18 protein-coding genes and 1 tRNA gene are annotated in these 17,740 nt (G+C 68.4%); 7 read left to right on the forward strand and 12 right to left on the reverse strand.

Annotated elements, in window-relative coordinates; translation table 11 throughout:
* Positions 1-44: 44 nt before the first annotated feature.
* From ABT296_RS02570 to ABT296_RS02580, 3 genes are all read right to left on the reverse strand, one after another.
* On the reverse strand, positions 45-1,406 hold the full coding sequence (locus tag ABT296_RS02570; RefSeq protein ID WP_351922518.1) for an FtsK/SpoIIIE domain-containing protein: 1,362 nt from the start codon (positions 1,404-1,406) through the stop codon (positions 45-47).
* Between the two features lie 2 nt (positions 1,407-1,408).
* The gene (locus tag ABT296_RS02575; protein WP_351922519.1) at positions 1,409-1,765 is read right to left on the reverse strand and encodes an SCO3933 family regulatory protein; all 357 of its coding nucleotides are present in this window, start codon (positions 1,763-1,765) and stop codon (positions 1,409-1,411) included.
* A 138-nt stretch (positions 1,766-1,903) separates the two neighbouring features.
* Positions 1,904-2,683: a GntR family transcriptional regulator gene (locus ABT296_RS02580; protein WP_351922520.1), complete on the reverse strand. Its 780-nt coding sequence runs from the start codon at positions 2,681-2,683 to the stop codon at positions 1,904-1,906.
* Positions 2,684-2,701: 18 nt separating this feature from the next.
* Here ABT296_RS02580 and ABT296_RS02585 point away from each other — a divergent pair, with 18 nt between their 5' ends.
* Positions 2,702-3,166 carry an NUDIX hydrolase gene (locus tag ABT296_RS02585; protein ID WP_351922521.1) on the forward strand — a complete coding sequence of 155 codons (465 nt, stop codon included), beginning with the start codon at positions 2,702-2,704 and terminating at the stop codon, positions 3,164-3,166.
* Between the two features lie 298 nt (positions 3,167-3,464).
* Positions 3,465-6,020, forward strand: a complete 2,556-nt coding sequence (locus tag ABT296_RS02590) for a hypothetical protein (RefSeq protein WP_351922522.1) — start codon at positions 3,465-3,467, stop codon at positions 6,018-6,020.
* A gap of 299 nt (positions 6,021-6,319) precedes the next feature.
* On the opposite strand, the gene ABT296_RS02595 is transcribed toward ABT296_RS02590, so the two are convergent.
* The 5 genes from ABT296_RS02595 to ABT296_RS02615 all read right to left on the reverse strand — a co-directional run bounded on the left by ABT296_RS02595 (position 6,320) and on the right by ABT296_RS02615 (position 8,364).
* Positions 6,320-6,622: a hypothetical protein gene (locus tag ABT296_RS02595; RefSeq protein WP_351922523.1), complete on the reverse strand. Its 303-nt coding sequence runs from the start codon at positions 6,620-6,622 to the stop codon at positions 6,320-6,322.
* Positions 6,619-7,362 (reverse strand): GntR family transcriptional regulator, encoded by a 744-nt coding sequence (locus ABT296_RS02600; RefSeq protein WP_351922524.1) that lies wholly within the window; start codon positions 7,360-7,362, stop codon positions 6,619-6,621. Before ABT296_RS02600 ends, ABT296_RS02595 begins: the two co-directional genes overlap by 4 nt.
* Positions 7,359-7,583, reverse strand: coding sequence for a hypothetical protein (locus tag ABT296_RS02605; protein ID WP_351922525.1), 225 nt, complete (start codon positions 7,581-7,583; stop codon positions 7,359-7,361). The genes ABT296_RS02600 and ABT296_RS02605 overlap by 4 nt, the downstream gene beginning before the upstream one ends.
* A complete protein-coding gene (locus ABT296_RS02610; protein ID WP_351922526.1) occupies positions 7,580-7,771 on the reverse strand; it encodes a hypothetical protein in 192 nt (63 codons plus the stop codon). The genes ABT296_RS02605 and ABT296_RS02610 overlap by 4 nt, the downstream gene beginning before the upstream one ends.
* Positions 7,772-8,085: 314 nt before the next feature.
* The gene (locus tag ABT296_RS02615; RefSeq protein WP_351922527.1) at positions 8,086-8,364 is read right to left on the reverse strand and encodes a hypothetical protein; all 279 of its coding nucleotides are present in this window, start codon (positions 8,362-8,364) and stop codon (positions 8,086-8,088) included.
* Positions 8,365-8,442: 78 nt separating this feature from the next.
* Between ABT296_RS02615 and ABT296_RS02620 the strand changes: the two genes are divergently transcribed.
* Entirely contained in the window at positions 8,443-9,198 is a 756-nt protein-coding gene (locus ABT296_RS02620) for a GntR family transcriptional regulator (RefSeq protein ID WP_351922528.1), read from the forward strand.
* Positions 9,199-9,384: 186 nt separating this feature from the next.
* On the opposite strand, the gene ABT296_RS02625 is transcribed toward ABT296_RS02620, so the two are convergent.
* Both ABT296_RS02625 and ABT296_RS02630 read right to left on the reverse strand, forming a co-directional pair.
* Positions 9,385-9,469: transfer RNA gene (locus ABT296_RS02625), tRNA-Ser, on the reverse strand.
* A 60-nt stretch (positions 9,470-9,529) separates the two neighbouring features.
* Positions 9,530-11,032: a S1C family serine protease gene (locus ABT296_RS02630; protein ID WP_351922529.1), complete on the reverse strand. Its 1,503-nt coding sequence runs from the start codon at positions 11,030-11,032 to the stop codon at positions 9,530-9,532.
* A 256-nt stretch (positions 11,033-11,288) separates the two neighbouring features.
* Between ABT296_RS02630 and ABT296_RS02635 the strand changes: the two genes are divergently transcribed.
* The 3 genes from ABT296_RS02635 to ABT296_RS02645 all read left to right on the forward strand — a co-directional run bounded on the left by ABT296_RS02635 (position 11,289) and on the right by ABT296_RS02645 (position 14,086).
* Positions 11,289-12,098, forward strand: a complete 810-nt coding sequence (locus ABT296_RS02635) for a glycerophosphodiester phosphodiesterase (RefSeq protein ID WP_351922530.1) — start codon at positions 11,289-11,291, stop codon at positions 12,096-12,098.
* Positions 12,099-12,359: 261 nt separating this feature from the next.
* Positions 12,360-12,986 carry an ATP-binding protein gene (locus ABT296_RS02640; RefSeq protein WP_351922531.1) on the forward strand — a complete coding sequence of 209 codons (627 nt, stop codon included), beginning with the start codon at positions 12,360-12,362 and terminating at the stop codon, positions 12,984-12,986.
* Between the two features lie 110 nt (positions 12,987-13,096).
* Complete coding sequence (locus ABT296_RS02645) at positions 13,097-14,086, forward strand: DUF5926 family protein (RefSeq protein WP_351922532.1); 990 nt, start codon at positions 13,097-13,099, stop codon at positions 14,084-14,086.
* A gap of 243 nt (positions 14,087-14,329) precedes the next feature.
* Here the strand turns inward: ABT296_RS02645 and ABT296_RS02650 are convergent, their stop codons facing one another.
* Together ABT296_RS02650 and ABT296_RS02655 are read right to left on the reverse strand one after the other, a co-directional pair.
* On the reverse strand, positions 14,330-14,935 hold the full coding sequence (locus ABT296_RS02650; protein WP_351922533.1) for a hypothetical protein: 606 nt from the start codon (positions 14,933-14,935) through the stop codon (positions 14,330-14,332).
* Between the two features lie 56 nt (positions 14,936-14,991).
* Complete coding sequence (locus ABT296_RS02655; RefSeq protein ID WP_351922534.1) at positions 14,992-15,657, reverse strand: bifunctional DNA primase/polymerase; 666 nt, start codon at positions 15,655-15,657, stop codon at positions 14,992-14,994.
* A 505-nt stretch (positions 15,658-16,162) separates the two neighbouring features.
* On the opposite strand from ABT296_RS02655, the gene ABT296_RS02660 reads away from it, so the two are divergent.
* Complete coding sequence (locus tag ABT296_RS02660) at positions 16,163-17,683, forward strand: PP2C family protein-serine/threonine phosphatase (RefSeq protein WP_351922892.1); 1,521 nt, start codon at positions 16,163-16,165, stop codon at positions 17,681-17,683.
* The last annotated feature ends 57 nt before the right edge of the window (positions 17,684-17,740 follow it).

Consider the following 17,740-nt stretch of genomic DNA (forward strand, 5'->3'; position numbering starts at 1 on the left):
TGGCGTGAAGGGCGGTCACGCCGACCGTGGGGAGCGTTGAGGGCTCAGGCGGTGGCCGAGGACGCCTTGGCCAGCGGCACGGGCGCAGCGTCAGCGGGCTTCGTGGCGAGGGCTGGCCGGAACGGTGCCAGCTCGGGCAGATCCGGGGTCCGGTCGGCGTACCGGTTGCAGATGTTCACGGCCTGCCGCAGCGAGGTGTGCGGGGCGCGGATGCGGTGCCAGCCGCCGGAGGAGTCGCCCGCGATGGCGAGTCCTCGCAGTTCAGCGGGGATTTGGATGGCGGCGAGGACAGCGTCCGGGGAGATGTCGCCGAAGGCCATGTTCGCCGAGGATTCGTCGTTGACGCGATGAGCGGTACGGCCGGTGAGCTGGGCGCGGAGCATCGTGATGCCCTTGCCGAGTTCGGAGCCGAAGCGCTGCCCGCAGATTTCCAGGTAGATGCCGGCCGCGCGCCCGAGCTGAGCCAGGCGCACCAGGGCGGTGACGATACGGTCCCGCCGCTTCTCCTCCTCCTTGCTTGCGTACAGAGCGAGTTCGGCGACCTCATCCACCAGGACCACGACCGGCACCGGCCGCAGATGGTCGGGGAGGTCCCAGATGTCGGCGGCAATCTCCGCGTCGGGCACGTCGGAGGTGATGCGCTGCTGGTCGCGGATGATCCGGTAGACCACCGCCATCCGCTCCACCAGCGCATCGAGCAGTTCGGCGACGGCGTCCGCGTTGTCGGCCAGCGCGGAGAACCGGCGGGCCAGCGGGAACAGCTCCACCCCTTGCTTGCAGTCGATCCCGACGAGGGCCACGTCCATCGGAGCCAGCCCGGCGACGAGGTTTCGCTGATAGACGGACTTCCCGGACTCCGTGGCGCCGAGGGTGAGGGCGTGGGGTATCGCCCGGTAGTCGCGGTAGTGCACCGCGCCGTCCTCCCGCAGCGCGACCGGCACCCGCATCGGCCGCGGATCGGTCTCGGCCGGCATCTGCACCCGCTTCAGCACGTCGTACCCGGTCATCCGCACCTCAACTACGCCCGATCGCAGTTCACGCGAGGTGACGCCGTACATCGAGAACGAGTGCCGAAGCCGGTCCGACGCGGCGGCGACGTCGAACGCGTCCTGCCCGGGTCGGAGTTTGAGCCGCAGGACCAGGCCCGTACGTGTCGGACGGAGCCGCAGAATGCGCGGCGCACGCGGCTCCGGTACGGGTCGGTTGGCCGCCCGTGCGAGGGCGAGCCGCCAGCGGGCGGGCGGGACGGTCAGTCCGCACGCGTCCATCACCGAGCCGTACCGGACCAGGACCCGCACCACGGCCAGCGTGACCCCTAAGGTCAACCAGTACCAGGCGGGGCGCCGCCACCGCAGGAGACCCACGGCGGCGACGACCAGCACCACAACGACCGCGAACCGGACCACGGTCAGGCCGCCTTGGACCCGGCGGCGACGTCGGCGAGCGAGGTGACCGCGACCGCGCGGAACGCGATGCCGTGACGCCGCTGACCGTTGAAGTCGTTCTCCCACGGCCGGGCGATCAGCCCGGTGAGCGCGACGGGCGTACCCATGGCCAGCTCACCGGAGATGCCCGGCTCCGGGACGGTGATGGACAGGATCTCCACCTCCTCGTTCGCCGCGAACATCACGTCGACCGTCATCAGCCGGGCCCCGCTCTCGGCGTCGGTGGCGATCTCACCGGTACGGCGGTCACGCACCTTGACCTGCGGGGACTTGGCGACCATGACGACCGCGCCGGAGGTGTCGACGGGAATCTGACGCACAGAGATCACTCCTCTATAGATGCTGCACTCCGCCACTCATGTATATGAGTGACATGAAGAAGAGTGCCTCACTCCTATACATGAGTCAACCCGCCGCGAAGAAGAACTCGCGACGGGCCGAGGGGAGTTGAGCGTGCGTCAGTCGTCAGCAGGGATGCGGTACTCGAAAACAAACTGGTCAGCGGCCATGAGCGTGTCGCAGACCTCCACCACCACACCCGCGGTCGTACGAGCCTCCCGGACCAGGTGGACCACCGGCGCCCCGGGGCTCAGCGCAAGCTCCGTCGCCTCGTCCTTCGAAGCCGGCCGCGCCTGCAAGCTCTCCACGAACTCGGCGAACTCATGCCCGTGATCCTCCAGCCGGGCGTAGATGCCACCACCGCCAGGGTTCTCGGCGAACAGCTCCGGGATGTCCTTCACGACGTCCCACGGCAGGTAGGAGGTGGCGGTCTCGACCGGAGTGCCGTTACGGAAGTACAGCCGCCGGCGAGCGAGCACCTGAGTCCCGGCGGGAACACCCAGCCGCGCGGCGGCATCCTCCGGCGCCTCCATCGGGCCGATGTAGAGGACGCTGACCTTGGCCGTCGCACCGGACTGCGCGGACTCAGCAAGATAGGCAGCCTGCCCACCCCGCCGCAGCGAACGCCGGAACCGATCGGAGGAGCGATGCCGCACGGGGGGCCGGTTCTTCACGATCGAACCCTTGCCGTGCCGGGTCTCCACCAGCCCGCTCGCCCGCACCTCAACCATGGCCTTACGAATGGTCCCGCCGGAGACGCCGTAGCGGTCCACCAGCTCCGACTCACTCGGCACCATGTCACCGGGCTTCAGTACACCAGCCCGGATCTGCTGCACGATCTCATCCGCGATCTGCACGTACCGAGGCCCGGAACCGACCCCTCCCGCCGCAGTTCCCATGACCCTCGCCCGCCTCCTATGCTCCTCTACATGAGTCAACCACAGGAAGCGACCACGCCTCCCCTGCACTCCGTGTCCGTAGCCGGAGCAGTGGTGCGCGAGGACGGCCGCCTCCTGGCGATCCGCCGAGCCGACAACGGCACATGGGAGCTTCCCGGCGGCGTCCTCGAACTCCACGAGACCCCCGAGGCCGGCGTAGCCCGCGAGGTCCTGGAGGAGACCGGCATCCACGTCGAGGTCGACGAACTCACCGGCGTCTACAAGAACTTGACCCGAGGCATCGTCGCCCTGGTCTTCCGCTGCAAGCCCTCTGGCGGCACCGAACGAACCTCCACCGAGTCCACCGCGGTCACCTGGCTCACCCCGGACGAGGTCAGAGCCCGAATGTCCGAGGTCTTCGCGGTCCGACTCCTGGACGCCCTGGACGGCAACTGCCCCCACGTCCGCAGCCACGACGGCAAGCGCCTCATCCCAACGGGATAAAACCTTCTCTCCATCATCAAGGCGGCTCGCTCCGCTCCCCGCGCGCGGCCCGGCCCCCGGCCGGGCCTGCGCTCCTGTCTCCGCCCCGCTCCAGCCCGGCCGGCGCCCGCGCCGCGCGCACAGCGATCAGCCACCTGATGGCAGAGAAGCGGGCGTTAGCGACTGGGGCAGGCCCGTTCCACGGCTATAGCCAACGCCTCCGCCTGGGCCCTGCATCGAGCACGGCCAAGGGACTCGTGCACATTGCGAGGCAGGTCCAAGCTCGCCCGAGTTGCTAACCGGCGTAGGCCCCCAGATCATGCTCGATTTCAGAGGCAGGCAGACTACCGATCTCGGCGGCCTGCCACCGAGAAGTTGCGTCGAACTGCTGCGAAGTGGGACCCAGGAACGTAACGTACCAAGTGAAGCCAGCGCACAAGGGGGTCCCGTGCTCAAAACTAAGGACGAATTTCTCGCCGAGTACGCGGATGATGAATTGCGAGAAAAGATTCTCCGACTGACAAGCCTGAGCGACATCCTTACCGAATGCATCATCTCTCACACCTATAAGGTGCCAGCATATCTTCATGAGCCAATCAAGCTAACCCCGTACGGCGAAGAGAAGGTTCAGCAGTTTCTACGCAAAAGAATTCCTTACGCCGAGGCCCGGCTAATGTGCCTGCTTGAATTTGCATGGACCGAACTCCTCGTCGACCCTTTGGAGACAAATCTAGAAGATCTACAGGCGGCAATCGGGCGTCAAATTGAAGAAGGATCAGTACGCCACCCATTCATTTTTGGCCGTCTGTTGTACGATAGGGCGTTCGATCACTGTGACATCACAGACGAGACATATGGACTGAACTTTTCGGAGACTCAATCGCTGATCGCGGACACACCTCAAGGCGTCTTCCAGGAAAGCACCTATATCACGGGCCCCTACGGAATACTAGAAAGTCGTCAATGGAGGTACTTGACTCCGACCAGGAGTATCCGTCTGCATCATTGCAGCGACCCAGCATGTGCAGCGGTTCATCCCATTATGCTGGCGACCAGTAGAGAGGCATCGATCAACAAACACCGCAGCGAGGCCAGTAAAATTCTTCGCAGGGATAGTGAAACACCCTGTGCATGGGGATCCTTCGTGGGTCAGATTTTCACTGACATCATGAACCCTGCGCGAGACAATGTAGCAGATGCACTTGTCCCTTTGATCGGCGACGCACTGACAGAGGCGGAGATTCGCACCCTGACGACATGGCTTTTGGATAACACGCGCGGGGAACTAAGGGCCACATGCAGCAAATTGGGAATGCGTGGCCGCGCGGAAGATATCAGCAGAACCCTGAACCGCGCCCAAATGATGCAGTTGTGCCTCACTCTAGGCGATCAAGTCATTATTCAAGGAATTGATGATCTCGTACGGAACGATAGAATCCAAGTACCACATGGAGAAATTCGACGAGCCAAGGTGAATGGGGGTAGACACTTCGGCAACCTTCATTTGACTGCCGAGATTGGACCCCAAGGAGTACGATTTCCTTCCGCCAAGATCAATATAGCCCCCCTGCGACTCAGGAATCTCATCGAGCGCATGTATCGAGCGGATTCGGTCGACGACCGAGAGGAGCTCGACTGGCAACTTCGCTCGGAAGCCGGCGAGACACTAGAAGCTCGCCTTGATAGTTACTTGAGTCGACACTCACCCGAAACCGTCGCCAAGTCATTGATCTTGGCCCGAAAATCAAATGCGATCACAGCATGCGAAGTCTTGGGGCTGCCTGACAGTTCACCTGAAGATCCGGAACTGATCCCAGTGATCCTCTGGAAGCTCGGTTTCCGCTCCCCTAACTCAGACGATCCTAACTCTGATTTTTGGCGGCTGCATAGAGAAATGGAAGACATGGTAAGGGCTGGCGCAACCGGCCCTCTGCCTCCATCTCCTGAAGATTTTCGCGGCGTGGCCGCCAATTATTTCGTACTAATGGAGAGCATGCTGGATGACAGCCTTGCCTTCACCATTTGGGCGCTTACCAATGATCATTTTGCCGGCAGGCAGCCATTTGTCTACTCCCCTGAAGAACATAGGTTGGAATCCTATCAATGGCTACAACAGGCTGGAGAGTCCTCTGGCGATTCCATGCTTGAATACGGGCAGAAAAACTCACTCTACGTCCTGTGTAGAGGTTTTGAACGACTTTCGAAAAAACTCAAGAATCTAAGCGCTGAACGTCAAAATTGGAAGCGCCCGGACGACGACGTTCCCGAATGGGCCAAACAGCAGAAACTACTTAAGTTCCCGTTTCTGCATGTCATCCCTTTTCTCGACCTGACCGACGCCTCTAGGGAGCGCATTGTAAATCAGCTGCAGGAGATCAGCCGATTGCTAGTAAGTAACAACATCTCCGAGGCAAGGAATAGCTGGCTGCACGGAGGGCGGAGTACCGCAGACTTCGACGAAATCCGATCTAGCCTGGATGCAATCCGTCAAGCAGTACAGGCCATCGAGGATTGCGGATTCATTCGCATGCAATTCAGCATCTCTTCACGCCAACTCGACTCGCATGACCGGTCTATTACTCGATTCACACGGCCACGAGGCTTCTCGTTTGAGCTGCATAAACCTTCACAATACGACTGGCTACAACTCCCAACATTCAGAACACCGATCCACGTCATGACTGCCGCGTGTTTCTCGGCCCCGAATCACTTCCTTCGCTTTCGGTCTGAAACTCGATCGACGTACTCAGAGATGTGGGCCGACTATCCGCGTAGAAAGCCTCGCTCCCAACGTGCGAGTCGAGCACTGGCGGACGCCTCAGGGGGATGGGATATGTTGGATAGTAGTAGTGATGAAAGGAATGCTCCTTCCTGACACACTCCCTCAGCGCTCCGACTGAGAGTTCTGGCCTCTACGAGCCAGCCGCATCCGTTTGCCCTAGTCAACGACGCTCTCCCAATAGCGTGGCTGAGGCCGGTGGGGGTGCAGCGAGGCACACGCGGGCGTGGTCGGTCGGCGCACCCGCCGTCGTGGCTGACTTTCGTCGGCTGAGGATCAAGCAAAGCATCAGCAGGGCTGGCATAGCTCGGAGGGGGAGGGGATCCCTGGGTGATCAGGATCTCCTCCCCCTCCGAGCAGGTTTCAGGGGCGAGCAGTACGCGCCGCAGCGCGCATCAGGTGTTGTGCATCTCGCCCACCGCCAAGAGGTCACCACGGCTGGTTGCAATGCGGAGGACGTCACGCAGGGAGCAGGTCAGTTCACGCGTCAGCCGCCGCATGTCGTCCAGGCCCGCCTTCTTGTCGTCGAGCAGGTCAGAGGCGAGGTCCAACAGCTGTGCCGCCGAACCGATCTGGATGGATTCGACGTTGTCAGCCAGGCGGGACATGTAGCCGTCCCGGTCGTCGGTGCTCAGGTAGCAGGGCTTGCCTTCCGGGCCCGACCACGGGAGGAGCCGGAGTTCCTGTGGTGCCGTCATGCTGAAGTCTGCCTCTCGTGGTTCGCGTGGTGGGTGGTGAAGACCGCGTCGACTCGGTCCCCGGGGAATGTCAGGAGCGCCGCTTCCACGACTCGGCCTGCGGAATCGGTCGAGACGCGGGTGACTGCAAGGACCGGTGCGGCGGTGCCGATTCGGAGGGCCGAGGATTCGTCCGGTGTCGGTGAGCGGGTGCACACCGTCTCCCGGGTGGCGGCCGGCTGCGGGCCAAGGAGGGCGAAGCGGGTGAACGCTTGGCGGTCGGCGGAGTCGCCGTCGAGTACGGCAGCCGGAGCCAGGTCGCGCGGCATGTAGATCTTGGCAAGGCCGTGGGGTGTCCCCCCTTCGATGCTGAGGCATGAGAACTCGGCGAGGGGGCTCCCCAAGGGCACCTTCAGCAGCGTCGCCAGATCGCCGTGGGCCGGGACGGTGCTGCTGCGGACGGAGACCCGCAACGCCGGCTCGGCGGCGGTCCACGGGTCGAGCGTTCCCCAGCCACCGACGTACATGATCTTGCGGTGGGGACGGCGGACGAAGTTGCCCTTGCCGTGGATCTTCTCTACGAGGCCCTCGCCCTGGAGTGCCGAGAGGGCGCGGCGCAGGGTGACCGTGCTGACCGCGTACCGCTCGGCCAGGACGGTTTCGGACGGCAGGCGTTCGCCAGAGGGAAGGCGACCGGTCGTGATCTGTTGCCGGAGGTCGGCAGCGATGTCGTGGTGGCGCGGCGGCACTGTTCCGCTCACCGTCCCCTCAGGGTGCGCATGACGGCGAGGCGGGTGCAGGTGTGGATGGTCAGGAGTTCGCCCGACTCGAAGACGAGTTGCTTTGCACCCTGGGGGAGTTGGAACAAGTCCCGCACCCGGCAAGCTCGGCCCCCCAGGTGGATGACGTCGCCGCGCTGCACTGTGGTCGAGGTGACTTCGATGGTGACGACCAGGGCGCCGCCAGGAAGTCGTTCCTTCACTGGGCCACCGCCTTGATGCCGGAGCGGTCGCGCTCCGCGTGACACGGGCAACCGCACGCCTCGTAGATCACCGGCACGTCGGTCGGCGCCATGGCCGGGGAGGACTCCGCGCAGACGAGGTGCGTACCGATGCAGCAGGCAGCGGAGCGGTAGGCGTCAGCAGGGTCGTCTACGGTGCGCGGCGGCATCAGTGGGCCCCTACGAGCGTCGACCAGGCGTCGCCCGAGAGATGGGGAGCTACGACCACAGGCCGCCGCGACGCGCGCATCCGTGCCTCCCAAGCCAGGACGTAGGGACGGACGAGGGCAATGTCCTCCCCTTTGAGCGGCTGCTGGTGGTCCGCCACTGCGGGGGCCCGGCCGAGCACGAGGGTCGAGGAGTCCGTAGCCCCAGGGGAGGCGGCAGAGAGCGGTAAGGGGCGACGGTGCCTTCCCTTAGGGAGGGGCCGCGCTCTGGTGAGTGCAAGGGCGCGGCGGATACGGTTGAGCACGCTGGTCAGCTCCTATCGCTGATCTCCCGGTCCCCCGACATCGCCCGTCGTGGGGACCGTTCTGCGTACGACCGCCCAGAGGGTGCGGCCGTTCAAGCTGGTGGCGTGGAGCCCGAATCGGTCGGCCTCAGCCACCACGTCCAGGACCTCCCGCCATAACTCGGCGGAGAGCGCGTCCGGGATCTCCGCCTCCACCGTCGTGTGCCGGGGGTGTTCCTCCACTCGTGTGACTAGCCCGAGGGCTGACAGCCGGGCGGCGAGGGCCGCCGCGCTAAATCCCGAAGCGGGCACAGGGCAGCCTCCGTCACCAGCGATCACTTTGAGTGAAGCTAGTTAACTAGATTAGAGCTAGTGGACTAGATTTTCCATATGCCTGAGCAGCCGCCCTATCTCCGCATCGCCGACGAGCTTCGGCAGCGCATCGCGGAGCACGTATGGGAGCCGGGCGACCGTCTGCCCTCCCGCGCCCAGATCGGCCAGGAGTACGGCGTGGGCGAGAACGTGGTCCGCAGGGCTCAGGAGTTGCTGATCTCTCAGGGCGTGTTGGAGGGGCGGGCCGGTTCAGGCACGTACGTCGCCGAACCGCGTCAGCGAGTGCGGGTCGTACGGTCGTCGGCGCGGGAGCAGCCCAACGGATCGCCGTTCCGGGCCGACATGAACGCCGTTGGCCGACAGGGCGATTGGGAGAGCCGTACGGACGCCAAGGTGCCGGCGCCTGCCGAGATCGCCGCGCGACTCGGGATCTCTGAGGGGGAGTTGTGCGTCCGGACGACGTACGAGTTCCTGGCGGACGGCAAGCCGGTGCAGCTGTCGACGAGTTGGGAGCCGTACGACCTCACCGCGGGCTCTCTCGTCGTTCTCCCCGAGGGAGGCCCGCATGCCGGGGCCGGAGTCGTGAACCGCATGGCGGCCATCGGGGTCACCGTCAGCCATGCCGTCGAGCAACCCGAGCCGCGAACGGCGACCGCCGAGGAGGCGTCGCTACTCGGCATCCAGAAAGCCGCGTTGGTCACCCACATCCGGCGGACCTACTACAGCGACCAGGGCAGGCCAGTCGAGACGGCGGACATCGTCGTCCCCGCAGCCCACTGCGAGATCGTGTACGAGATCCCGATCAATCGCTGATCTCTCACCCCACGCATGAAGCGCCGTGCACCAGGCGCATGACCCAAGCCCCGCTCGCCGTGCCCTCCGCGTGCCCCATCCGTGCCCGATAGGGCGGGAAAGCACGGGGAACAGCGGTGTGCGACGGGCACCCCGAACGGCAACGGCCCCCGACCAGACATGCTGGTCAGGGGCCGTTCACCACTGCGGTGGGTGTGGGATTTGAACCCACGGTGACTCGCGCCACGACGGTTTTCAAGACCGTTCCCTTAGGCCGCTCGGGCAACCCACCCCGCGCCGCTGATCGGCGGCGCGGGGACAAGAGTAACGGGTGGGCGCGGGCTGGTGGGGGTCAGCTGTCGCCGACTCGGGAGCCGAGGGTGAGTTCGGCCGTGCGGGTCTGGCCGCCGCGCTCGTAGGTGATCTCCACCTCGTCGCCCGGCTTGTGGGTCCAGATCTCGCCGATCAGGGTGGGGCCGGAGTCGATGACCCGGTCGTCGAGCTTGGTGATGACGTCCCCGGGCTTGAGGCCCGCCGCGGCCGCCGGGCCGCCCGCCTCCACCGGGTCCGAGCCGCTCGCGCCCTCCTCGGTGATCTTCGCGCCGCCGGTGCCCTCCTCCAGCGAGACGGAGGCGCCGATCTTGGCGTACACCGGCTTGCCGGTCTTGATCAGCTGCTGGGCGACGTACTTGGCCTGGTTGATCGGGATGGCGAAGCCCAGGCCGATGGAGCCGGACTGGCTGGTGCCGCCCAGGCCGTTGCCGGCGGACTGGATCGCGGAGTTGATGCCGATCACGTTGCCCTGGGCGTCGAGCAGGGGGCCGCCGGAGTTGCCCGGGTTGATCGAGGCGTCCGTCTGGAGGGCGCTCATGTAGGAGGCGTTGCTGCCGGTGCCGTCACTGGAGGCAACGGGCCGGTTCTTGGCGCTGATGATGCCGGTCGTGACGGTGTTGGACAGGCCGAAGGGGGCGCCGATGGCGATCGTGGAGTCGCCCACCGCCACCTTGTCGGAGTTGCCGAGGGTGAGCGGCTTCAGGTCGCCCGGGGTGTTCTTGAGCTTGATCACCGCGACGTCGTAGCCCTGGGCGTGTCCGACCACCTCGGCGTCGTACTTCTTGCCGTCGGGGAAGGTCGCCGTCAGCTTGCCGCCGTCGACCGCGTCGGCCACCACATGGTTGTTGGTGACGATGTGGCCCTCGGTGTCGAAGACGAACCCGGTGCCGGTGCCGCCCTCGCCGCTGCTGCTCTCCGCCTCGATGGTGACGGTGCTGGGCAGCGCCTGCGCGGCCACGCCCGCGATGGTGCCCGCGTCGCGCTTGACGTCGCCGCCGGTGTCGTTGGCGGAGACGGTGGTGGAGGAGGTGGAGTCGTCGTCCTTGGCCAGGGTGTAGCCGAGTCCGCCGCCGATGCCGCCGGCCACCAGCGCGGCGATCAGCACCGCCGCGAGCAGACCGCCGCGGCCGCGGCCGGACTTCGGGGCCGGCGCGGGCTGCTGGTACGCCGCGCCCCAGACGGTGCCCGAGCCCGAGCCGCCGTCGGAGGCGTGGGCGGCGGAGGGGTCGGAGGCGTCGGGGGTGGGGAGGGCGTAGGCGGGGGTGGCCGGTGCGGGCGGCGGCCAGGAGGCGTCCGGGACGGCGGGGCCCTGCGGATGGGCCTGGTGGGCCGTCGGGTGGGCCGGGTCCGGTCCGGCGGCCGCGGGCGGCCCGCTCTGGGGCACCGGCGGCAGCTGCGCGGTCGGGGCGCCGGCGTCGGCGGCCGGGTACCCCTGGGGCTCCGGAGCAGCGGGAGCGTCCACCGGCACGGGGGGTGCGGACGGGGCCGGGGGTACCGCGGCGCCCTCGTTCTCGGTGCTCACAGCTTGTCTCCTCGATCCACGGCTGTAGTTTTCGGTCGCACTCGGTCACGCCCGTTCACGCGTGTCGACGGCCCGGTGCGCTTCAGCTGTGCATGTCTTTTTGTATGCCGTCAGCTTTTCCCACGGGGCGTCAGAGCACCATAAGCGGTGGCTGTGGGTCCGAGGCCATTCCTTATATAGTTCATGTCCGACAAAAAGGACACAATAGTCAGCTCTCCCCCGTACACCTGCCCCCGCACGGTGGCACCATGACGCGGTGACCCAAGCCCGGCAGGACCCGCCTCACGTCGTCGCCCACCGCGGAGCCTCCGAGGAGGCCCCCGAGCACACCCTCGCCGCGTACCGCAAGGCGATCGAGGACGGGGCGGACGCCCTGGAGTGCGATGTCCGCCTGACCGCCGACGGCCATCTCGTCTGCGTCCACGACCGCCGGGTGAACCGCACCTCCAACGGCCGCGGCGCGGTCTCCGCGCTGGAGCTGGCCGACCTGGCCGCGCTCGACTTCGGCTCCTGGAAGAACCGGGACGAGGAGCCCGACTGGGAGCACCGCCCCGAGGACCGGGAGGCCACCTCCGTCCTCACCCTGGAACGGCTGCTGGAACTGGTCGCCGACGCGGGGCGCCCGGTGGAACTGGCGATCGAGACCAAGCACCCCACGCGCTGGGCGGGCCAGGTCGAGGAGCGACTGCTGCACCTGCTGAAGCGGTTCGGGCTGGACTCCCCGGCCGACGCCGACCGTTCGACGGTGCGCGTGATGAGCTTCTCGGCCCGCTCCCTGCACCGCGTGCGGGCCGCCTCGCCGACGCTGCCGACCGTCTATCTGATGCAGTTCGTCTCCCCGCGGCTGCGCGACGGACGGCTCCCGGCGGGGGTGCGGATCGCCGGGCCCTCGATCCGGATCGTGCGCAGCCACCCCGCCTACATCCAGCGCCTGAAGCGGGCCGGCCACCAGGTGCACGTGTGGACCGTGAACGAGCCGGCGGACGTCGACCTCTGCGTCGAACTGGGCGTCGACGCCATCATCACCAACCGCCCGCGCGCGGTGCTGCGTCAGCTCGGCCGCTGAACCGCCGGTCCCGCACCGGCCGGGGCGCCGACCCCCGCAAAACCGCAACCGCCGGCACCACCGACACCGCACCGCCGGCACCACCACCGCCCCCGCACCGGCGAGGGCGCCGTACCACGCGAAAACTCAAGTCCCGCTACGACCTCTTGACCCAGTGGTCCCACCGGCCTCATTCTCCACTTCTCGGCCACATCGTCGATTTCCGGCCAGGCAATTACAGGGAGTGCTCCGGCGCGTTCGCTGCGTGTTCGATCGTGTCGAATGCGTCACGGGAGAGCGATTGGCCGGTTTCCGGTACAGGCCAATGGGGCATCCACACCGTGGCGTGGGGCGAAGGAGGTCTCGGGGGTGGCGTTGGTGGTGGCACAGGAGGTGCCCACGTCGTCGAGCATGGCCGTACCCCATGGCCCTGCGGGCGTGGGCAGAGCGAGGCATCGGATGCGCGATCAGCTGCGCATGGGCGGTGTCACGGAGTCGGTCATCGACGATGCCGTACTGATTCTTTCCGAACTGCTGAGCAACGCGTGCAAACACGGCAGGCCCCTCGGCGACGCGCTGGCCGGCGACGGCGACGTCCGGGCCGCCTGGCGGGTGGACGCGGCGGGCCGGCTCACCGTGGAGGTGACGGACGGCGGCGGGCCCACCCGCCCGGCGCCGGCGACCCCCTCGGTCACCGCGCACGGCGGCCGCGGGCTGAACATCATCACCGCGCTGGCCGACGACTGGGGCGTGCGGGACGACGCCCGCGGCGAGGTCACGGTGTGGGTCGTCGTGCACGACTCCGACCCCGGCCACCGTCGCCACGACTTCGCCACGCGCGTCGTGGCGCCCGCGCTGCCCGCGATCGCCGAACTGGACTTCGCGGACGCCTTCGACGACCTGGACTGACCCGGCCCGCGAAGGGGACACGGCCGCGTTGTCCACAGGGTCGCCTCGGCCATGGCGCGAACAGCTAGGCTCCCGGCGTACCAGACGAGCCGTTTCCGGGAGACACCCTCATGGCCAAGAAGCGACCCCAGACGAAGGCCACGCGCCCGCAGCAGACGGGCAAGGCCCGCGCCGCCGGCGCCGATGAGAACGTTCCGGTCGTCGGCGCCCGCGAGCCCTGCCCCTGCGGCAGCGGCCGCCGCTACAAGGCCTGTCACGGCCGGGCCGCCGCCCAGGCGGTGACCGAGCTGGTGCAGCGCCCGTTCGAGGGCGTGCCCGGCGAGTGCGACTGGGTGGCCCTGCGCGAGCTGGTGCCCGCCGCCACGGTCGCCCTGAACCTCAAGGGCGGCCTGCCCGAGGGCGTCCCCTCGGTCACCCTGGCGACCGTGCTGCCCATGGCCTGGCCCGCGCTGCGCCGTGAGGACGGCTCCGTCCTGCTGGGCCTGCAGAACGACACGGCCTCCGGCGACATCAGCCGCGACCTGGCCGACACCCTCCAGCGCGCCCTGGAGGCGAAGCCCGGCTCCCCGGTGCAGGCGCGGCGCGCCCCGGCCGACGGCCCGCGGCTGCAGGATCTGCTCGACCCGGAAGGCGCGTTCGAGCCAGTTGTGCACGAGGGCTTCGAGTTCTGGGTCCCGGACGCGGAGAACGCCACCCCCGAGGTGACCGCCTCCCTGGAGCGGGCCAACGCCGCCGCCATCCCGACGGTGCGGCTGACCGGCGTGGATGCCGCCTACTGGTGCGAGACCCCGGACAAGAACCACCTGCGCTGGGTCATGCCGTACCCCGAGGAGCAGCTTCTGGACGCCCTCGCGCGGCTGCACGCGGCGGGCCGGTCGAACCTCGGCGAGGGCACCCGGCTGGTGGGCTCCTTCCGCGCCCACGGGCTCACCGTGCCGGTCTGGGACCTGCCGAGCGGGGTCGGCGCGCAGGACGTGGAGAAGCCGGCCGCCGAGTTCGCCGAGCGGCTCGCCGCCGCCCTGGCCACGGACGCACCGCTGACCGCGGACGAGCGCCGCGCGCGCGGCGGGCTCACCAACCGTCAGGTCACGCTCAGCTGACGGACCGCCGGCGGTGCTCTCCGGCTGACCGGTCGGTCAGCCGGAGAGCGGGTGTGCGCAACGGGTGACTCCTGTCACAACTCGCCGTCCCCACAAGGAAATCGGTGACCGGAAAGCCCGGATCGAATTTGCGAACCGCGGATCTCTTGTTACCGTTCCAGTAGCCCGGTTGCTGGTGCATCCCCCGTCGCCAGCAACCGGGTCTTTTGCTGCCCGCGGGCCTGTACGGAACGCCGTCGCGCGTCAACTGCCCGTAGCCACTTCCGAGTTGCTCCCGGAACGCAGCAACAGCGGCCCTTCCTGGGCACGTTTGGCGAACTCCGCGACCGCCGTGTATCCGTCCATGCCGCCCCGTACCGTCTCGCGGGGCGTCTCGCAGGTTCCCGGCTCGTCCTCGGCGCCCAGCGCGCACCGCATCTGCACGGTGCGGCCGCCCGGCGCCATGAGGCTCAGCACCGCGTCCAGTGCCCCGCCGGTGGTGTTGCGGTAGTAGGTGCGCGCCCATGCCTCCTCGCCCCGGGTGAGCACACAGGTCTGCGCCTCGATGCCCTCGGGGGAGGTGAGTTCGGGTCCGCACCGCGCGGCGGCGGCCAACCCCAGGCCCAGACTCGCCACCGGCCGGGGGGCCGCGGGGGCCGCCGCCTTGGCGTCGGCGGACGGGGACGAGAGCGGGGCGGGCGCGGACGGCCGTACGGAGGGGGCGGGCGGGGCGGTGTGGCGCTCCTCGCCCACCTGCCCCGCGGACGCCACGGCCAGCGGCAGCGCCACCGCGCACACCGCCACGGCCGCGAGGGCGAACAGACGGACCTTGTGGGGGTCCGGGGGTCGTCCCCCGGATTGACGCAGCATGGGACGGAAGATAACGACAGCGGGCGGGCGCCCGGTCCGGCGCGCGCCCGACACCCCTACAACTCGGGTGCGCTCACACCCGTACGAGTGAGGGCCTCCACCACGGCGTCCACCACGGCCTCCACGTCCGGCACCCACGGGGAGGCCGAACCGGGCAGCGGCGCCCGCTCCCAGCGGACCTCGCCCCCGCCGGTGCCGGAGGGGGGCAGGGCGATGTAGCCGCCGGTGCCGTGGAAGCGCAGGGAGCCGGGGACGAAGTCCTTGGCGTACAGCAGTTCGCCCAACTGCTCCATGGAGTAAGGCTTGACCAGGATCGACCAGCGGGTGGGCGAGGCGACGACGGGGCCGAGCCGGATGCCCGCGCGGTCGAGCGCGGCGAGGGCCTGGGCCGCCGGCAGGGCGGGCAGGCTGACCGCGCAGGGGGCTCCGCCGCCGGTGGCGAGCACGATCGGCGCCGCCGGGCGGTTGGTCCACCACCAGCGCACCATGCGCCCGTCGGTGGTGGCCGCGAGGAGGCCGGGGTCGAAGGGGTGCGCACCGGGCACCGCGCACTCGGGGTCGGGGCAGCCGCAGCGGGACCGCGCCTGCGGGTCCGCCGTCACACCCGGGAGTACGGGCCACTGCCATTGAGTCGCGAAGGTCAGGGCCGCGCCGAGCAGGTCAGGCCTCCCGTCGCTGCGCCGGGACAGGAGCCTGCGTCGCCTTCCGAGGATCTCGCGCATGAGCGCTCGTTCCTTTCCGTTGCACCGCTGGCAACACCGTGGTCCACATCACATCATGTGTCGATCACTTCACTGTGCGTACCTAATGGCGCATCACACCCCCGCTTCGAGCAGGGGGAACCCCTATGGGCCGAGCGTTGGCTGCGTCCGCGGCAGCCTCGTCCACACCTGACGTCTATCAAAAGCATGGGCATGGCGTGGGGTGGCGAAGTCTGGCGTTTTGCCGTCGCGCGTATTTCTCTTCGCCTCCGCCACGGGAGGATGGGGCTCGGTCGTCGGTGGCTAAGACGCCCGGGTCCGCCACCAGGTTCCGGGCGGCTGTCAACCACCCCTGGCCTTCTCCGAGTACGTACCCATCACGACCGCTGTGACGCTCTGTGGAGCAAGCCCAGTCGACCGCAATAGGGCGTTCACTGAGGCAGTTTTAAGCCAACTTCAGCTTTTCGCAAGAGGGTGGGACCAGGTGCACCGGTTCCTCATGGACACCAGGAATCCCGGCAGGACAATGCTGGACATCCCCTTACGAGTGCGTGTACATGTGGAGACACCGCCAGCGGCGCAGAATGACATGGGGGTTTGCGATGCTTTTGAGCAAAACGCACCGGTCGGAAAGCCGGACGCCATGAACGCCCCTCACCCTCCGAAAGTGGCCGGAATCGATTCAACGGTTCCCTCGCCCGCACACACTGTCCCGCCCGCGCCCCTGACCCCGGGTACCCCTCCCGTCGCGGCCCCGAGCGCACCGGGCGCCCCCGGACCGGTCCTGCAGGACCGTCTCGCCGGCTGGGTCTCCGACCTCACCACCCTCCATGAACTCACCGAGCGCCTGGCCCGCACCAGCGCGCTCCCCGAGGCCCTGGAGGAGCTGCTCAGGGCCGGTTCCGCCCTGGTCGGCGCCCGCCGCGGACTGGTCGTGCTGGAGCCCGCCGACGGCCGCGGCCCCGACACCACCGTCGGCCTCGGCCTCGGCCGCGCCGACCTCGGGCACATCGAGACCGTGCCGCGCGGCGCCCTGTCCTACGGCCGGATCCTCGACGGACTGCCGGGCGGGGACGGCGAGATCGCGCAGCCCGACCTGTTCGCCGAGGACGGGCTCGACCCGCGCCACCGCGAGGTGGCCGCGCGCCTCGGCTACGCCGCGAGCTACGCGCTCCCCCTGAGCACCCCGGCCGCCGGCCGCCTCGGCGCCGCCGTGTGGCTCTACGACGAGCCGGCCGAGCCCGGCGAACGGGCCCGCCACCTCGTCGGCCTGTACACGCGCTACGCCACCGAGCACCTCGCCCGGCTGCTGGAGGTGGAGCGCACCCGCGCCGGCATGGCCACCATGTGCGAGGAACTCCTGCCCTCCCGGCTGCCCCGGGTGGCCGGCGTGCAGCTCGCCGCCCGGCACCGCACCGGGCCGCTCGGCGGCGGCGACTGGTACGACGCGCTGCCGCTGCCGGACGCCGCGCTCGGCCTCGCGGTCGGCTCGGTCACCGGGTCCGGGCCCAGCGCGGTCGCCGCGATGGGCCGGCTGCGCGCCTCGCTCAGGGCGTACGCCGTGATGGAGGGCGAGGACCCCGTCGCGGTCCTGTCCGACCTGGAGCTGCTGCTGCGGCTGACCGAACCCGCCCGCTCGGCGACCGCCCTGTTCGCCTACTGCGAACCCGCCCTGAACAAGATCACCCTCGCCGGGGCCGGGCACTGCCCGCCGCTGCTGATCGGCGAACGGCGCACCGACTTCGTGGAGACCTCCGTCTCCGCCCCGCTCGGCATGCTCGCGTGCTGGGAGGCGCCCGGCGTGGAGTTCCGAGCGGAGGCGGGCGAGACGGTTCTGCTCTACACCGACGGCCTCCTGAACCGGACCGGCGACGCCACCGACCGGGCCTTCGCCCGGCTGCACGCGGCCGCCGCCGGGGTCCCCCGCGCGATGCGCCACGACCCGGACGCCGTCGTCGACCACGTACTGCGCACGGTGCTGCCCGACGGACTGGACACCGCGGACAGCGCGGAGGACGTGGTCCTGCTCGCCGCCCGCTTCGAGTGAGGTCGGTAACAGGTCCTCCTGCCCTGGGCCCCCTTCCGTGCGAACGTACGATGGACG

It is taken from the genome of Streptomyces sp. NPDC000983 (assembly GCF_040299205.1).
GTDB lineage: Bacteria > Actinomycetota > Actinomycetes > Streptomycetales > Streptomycetaceae > Streptomyces.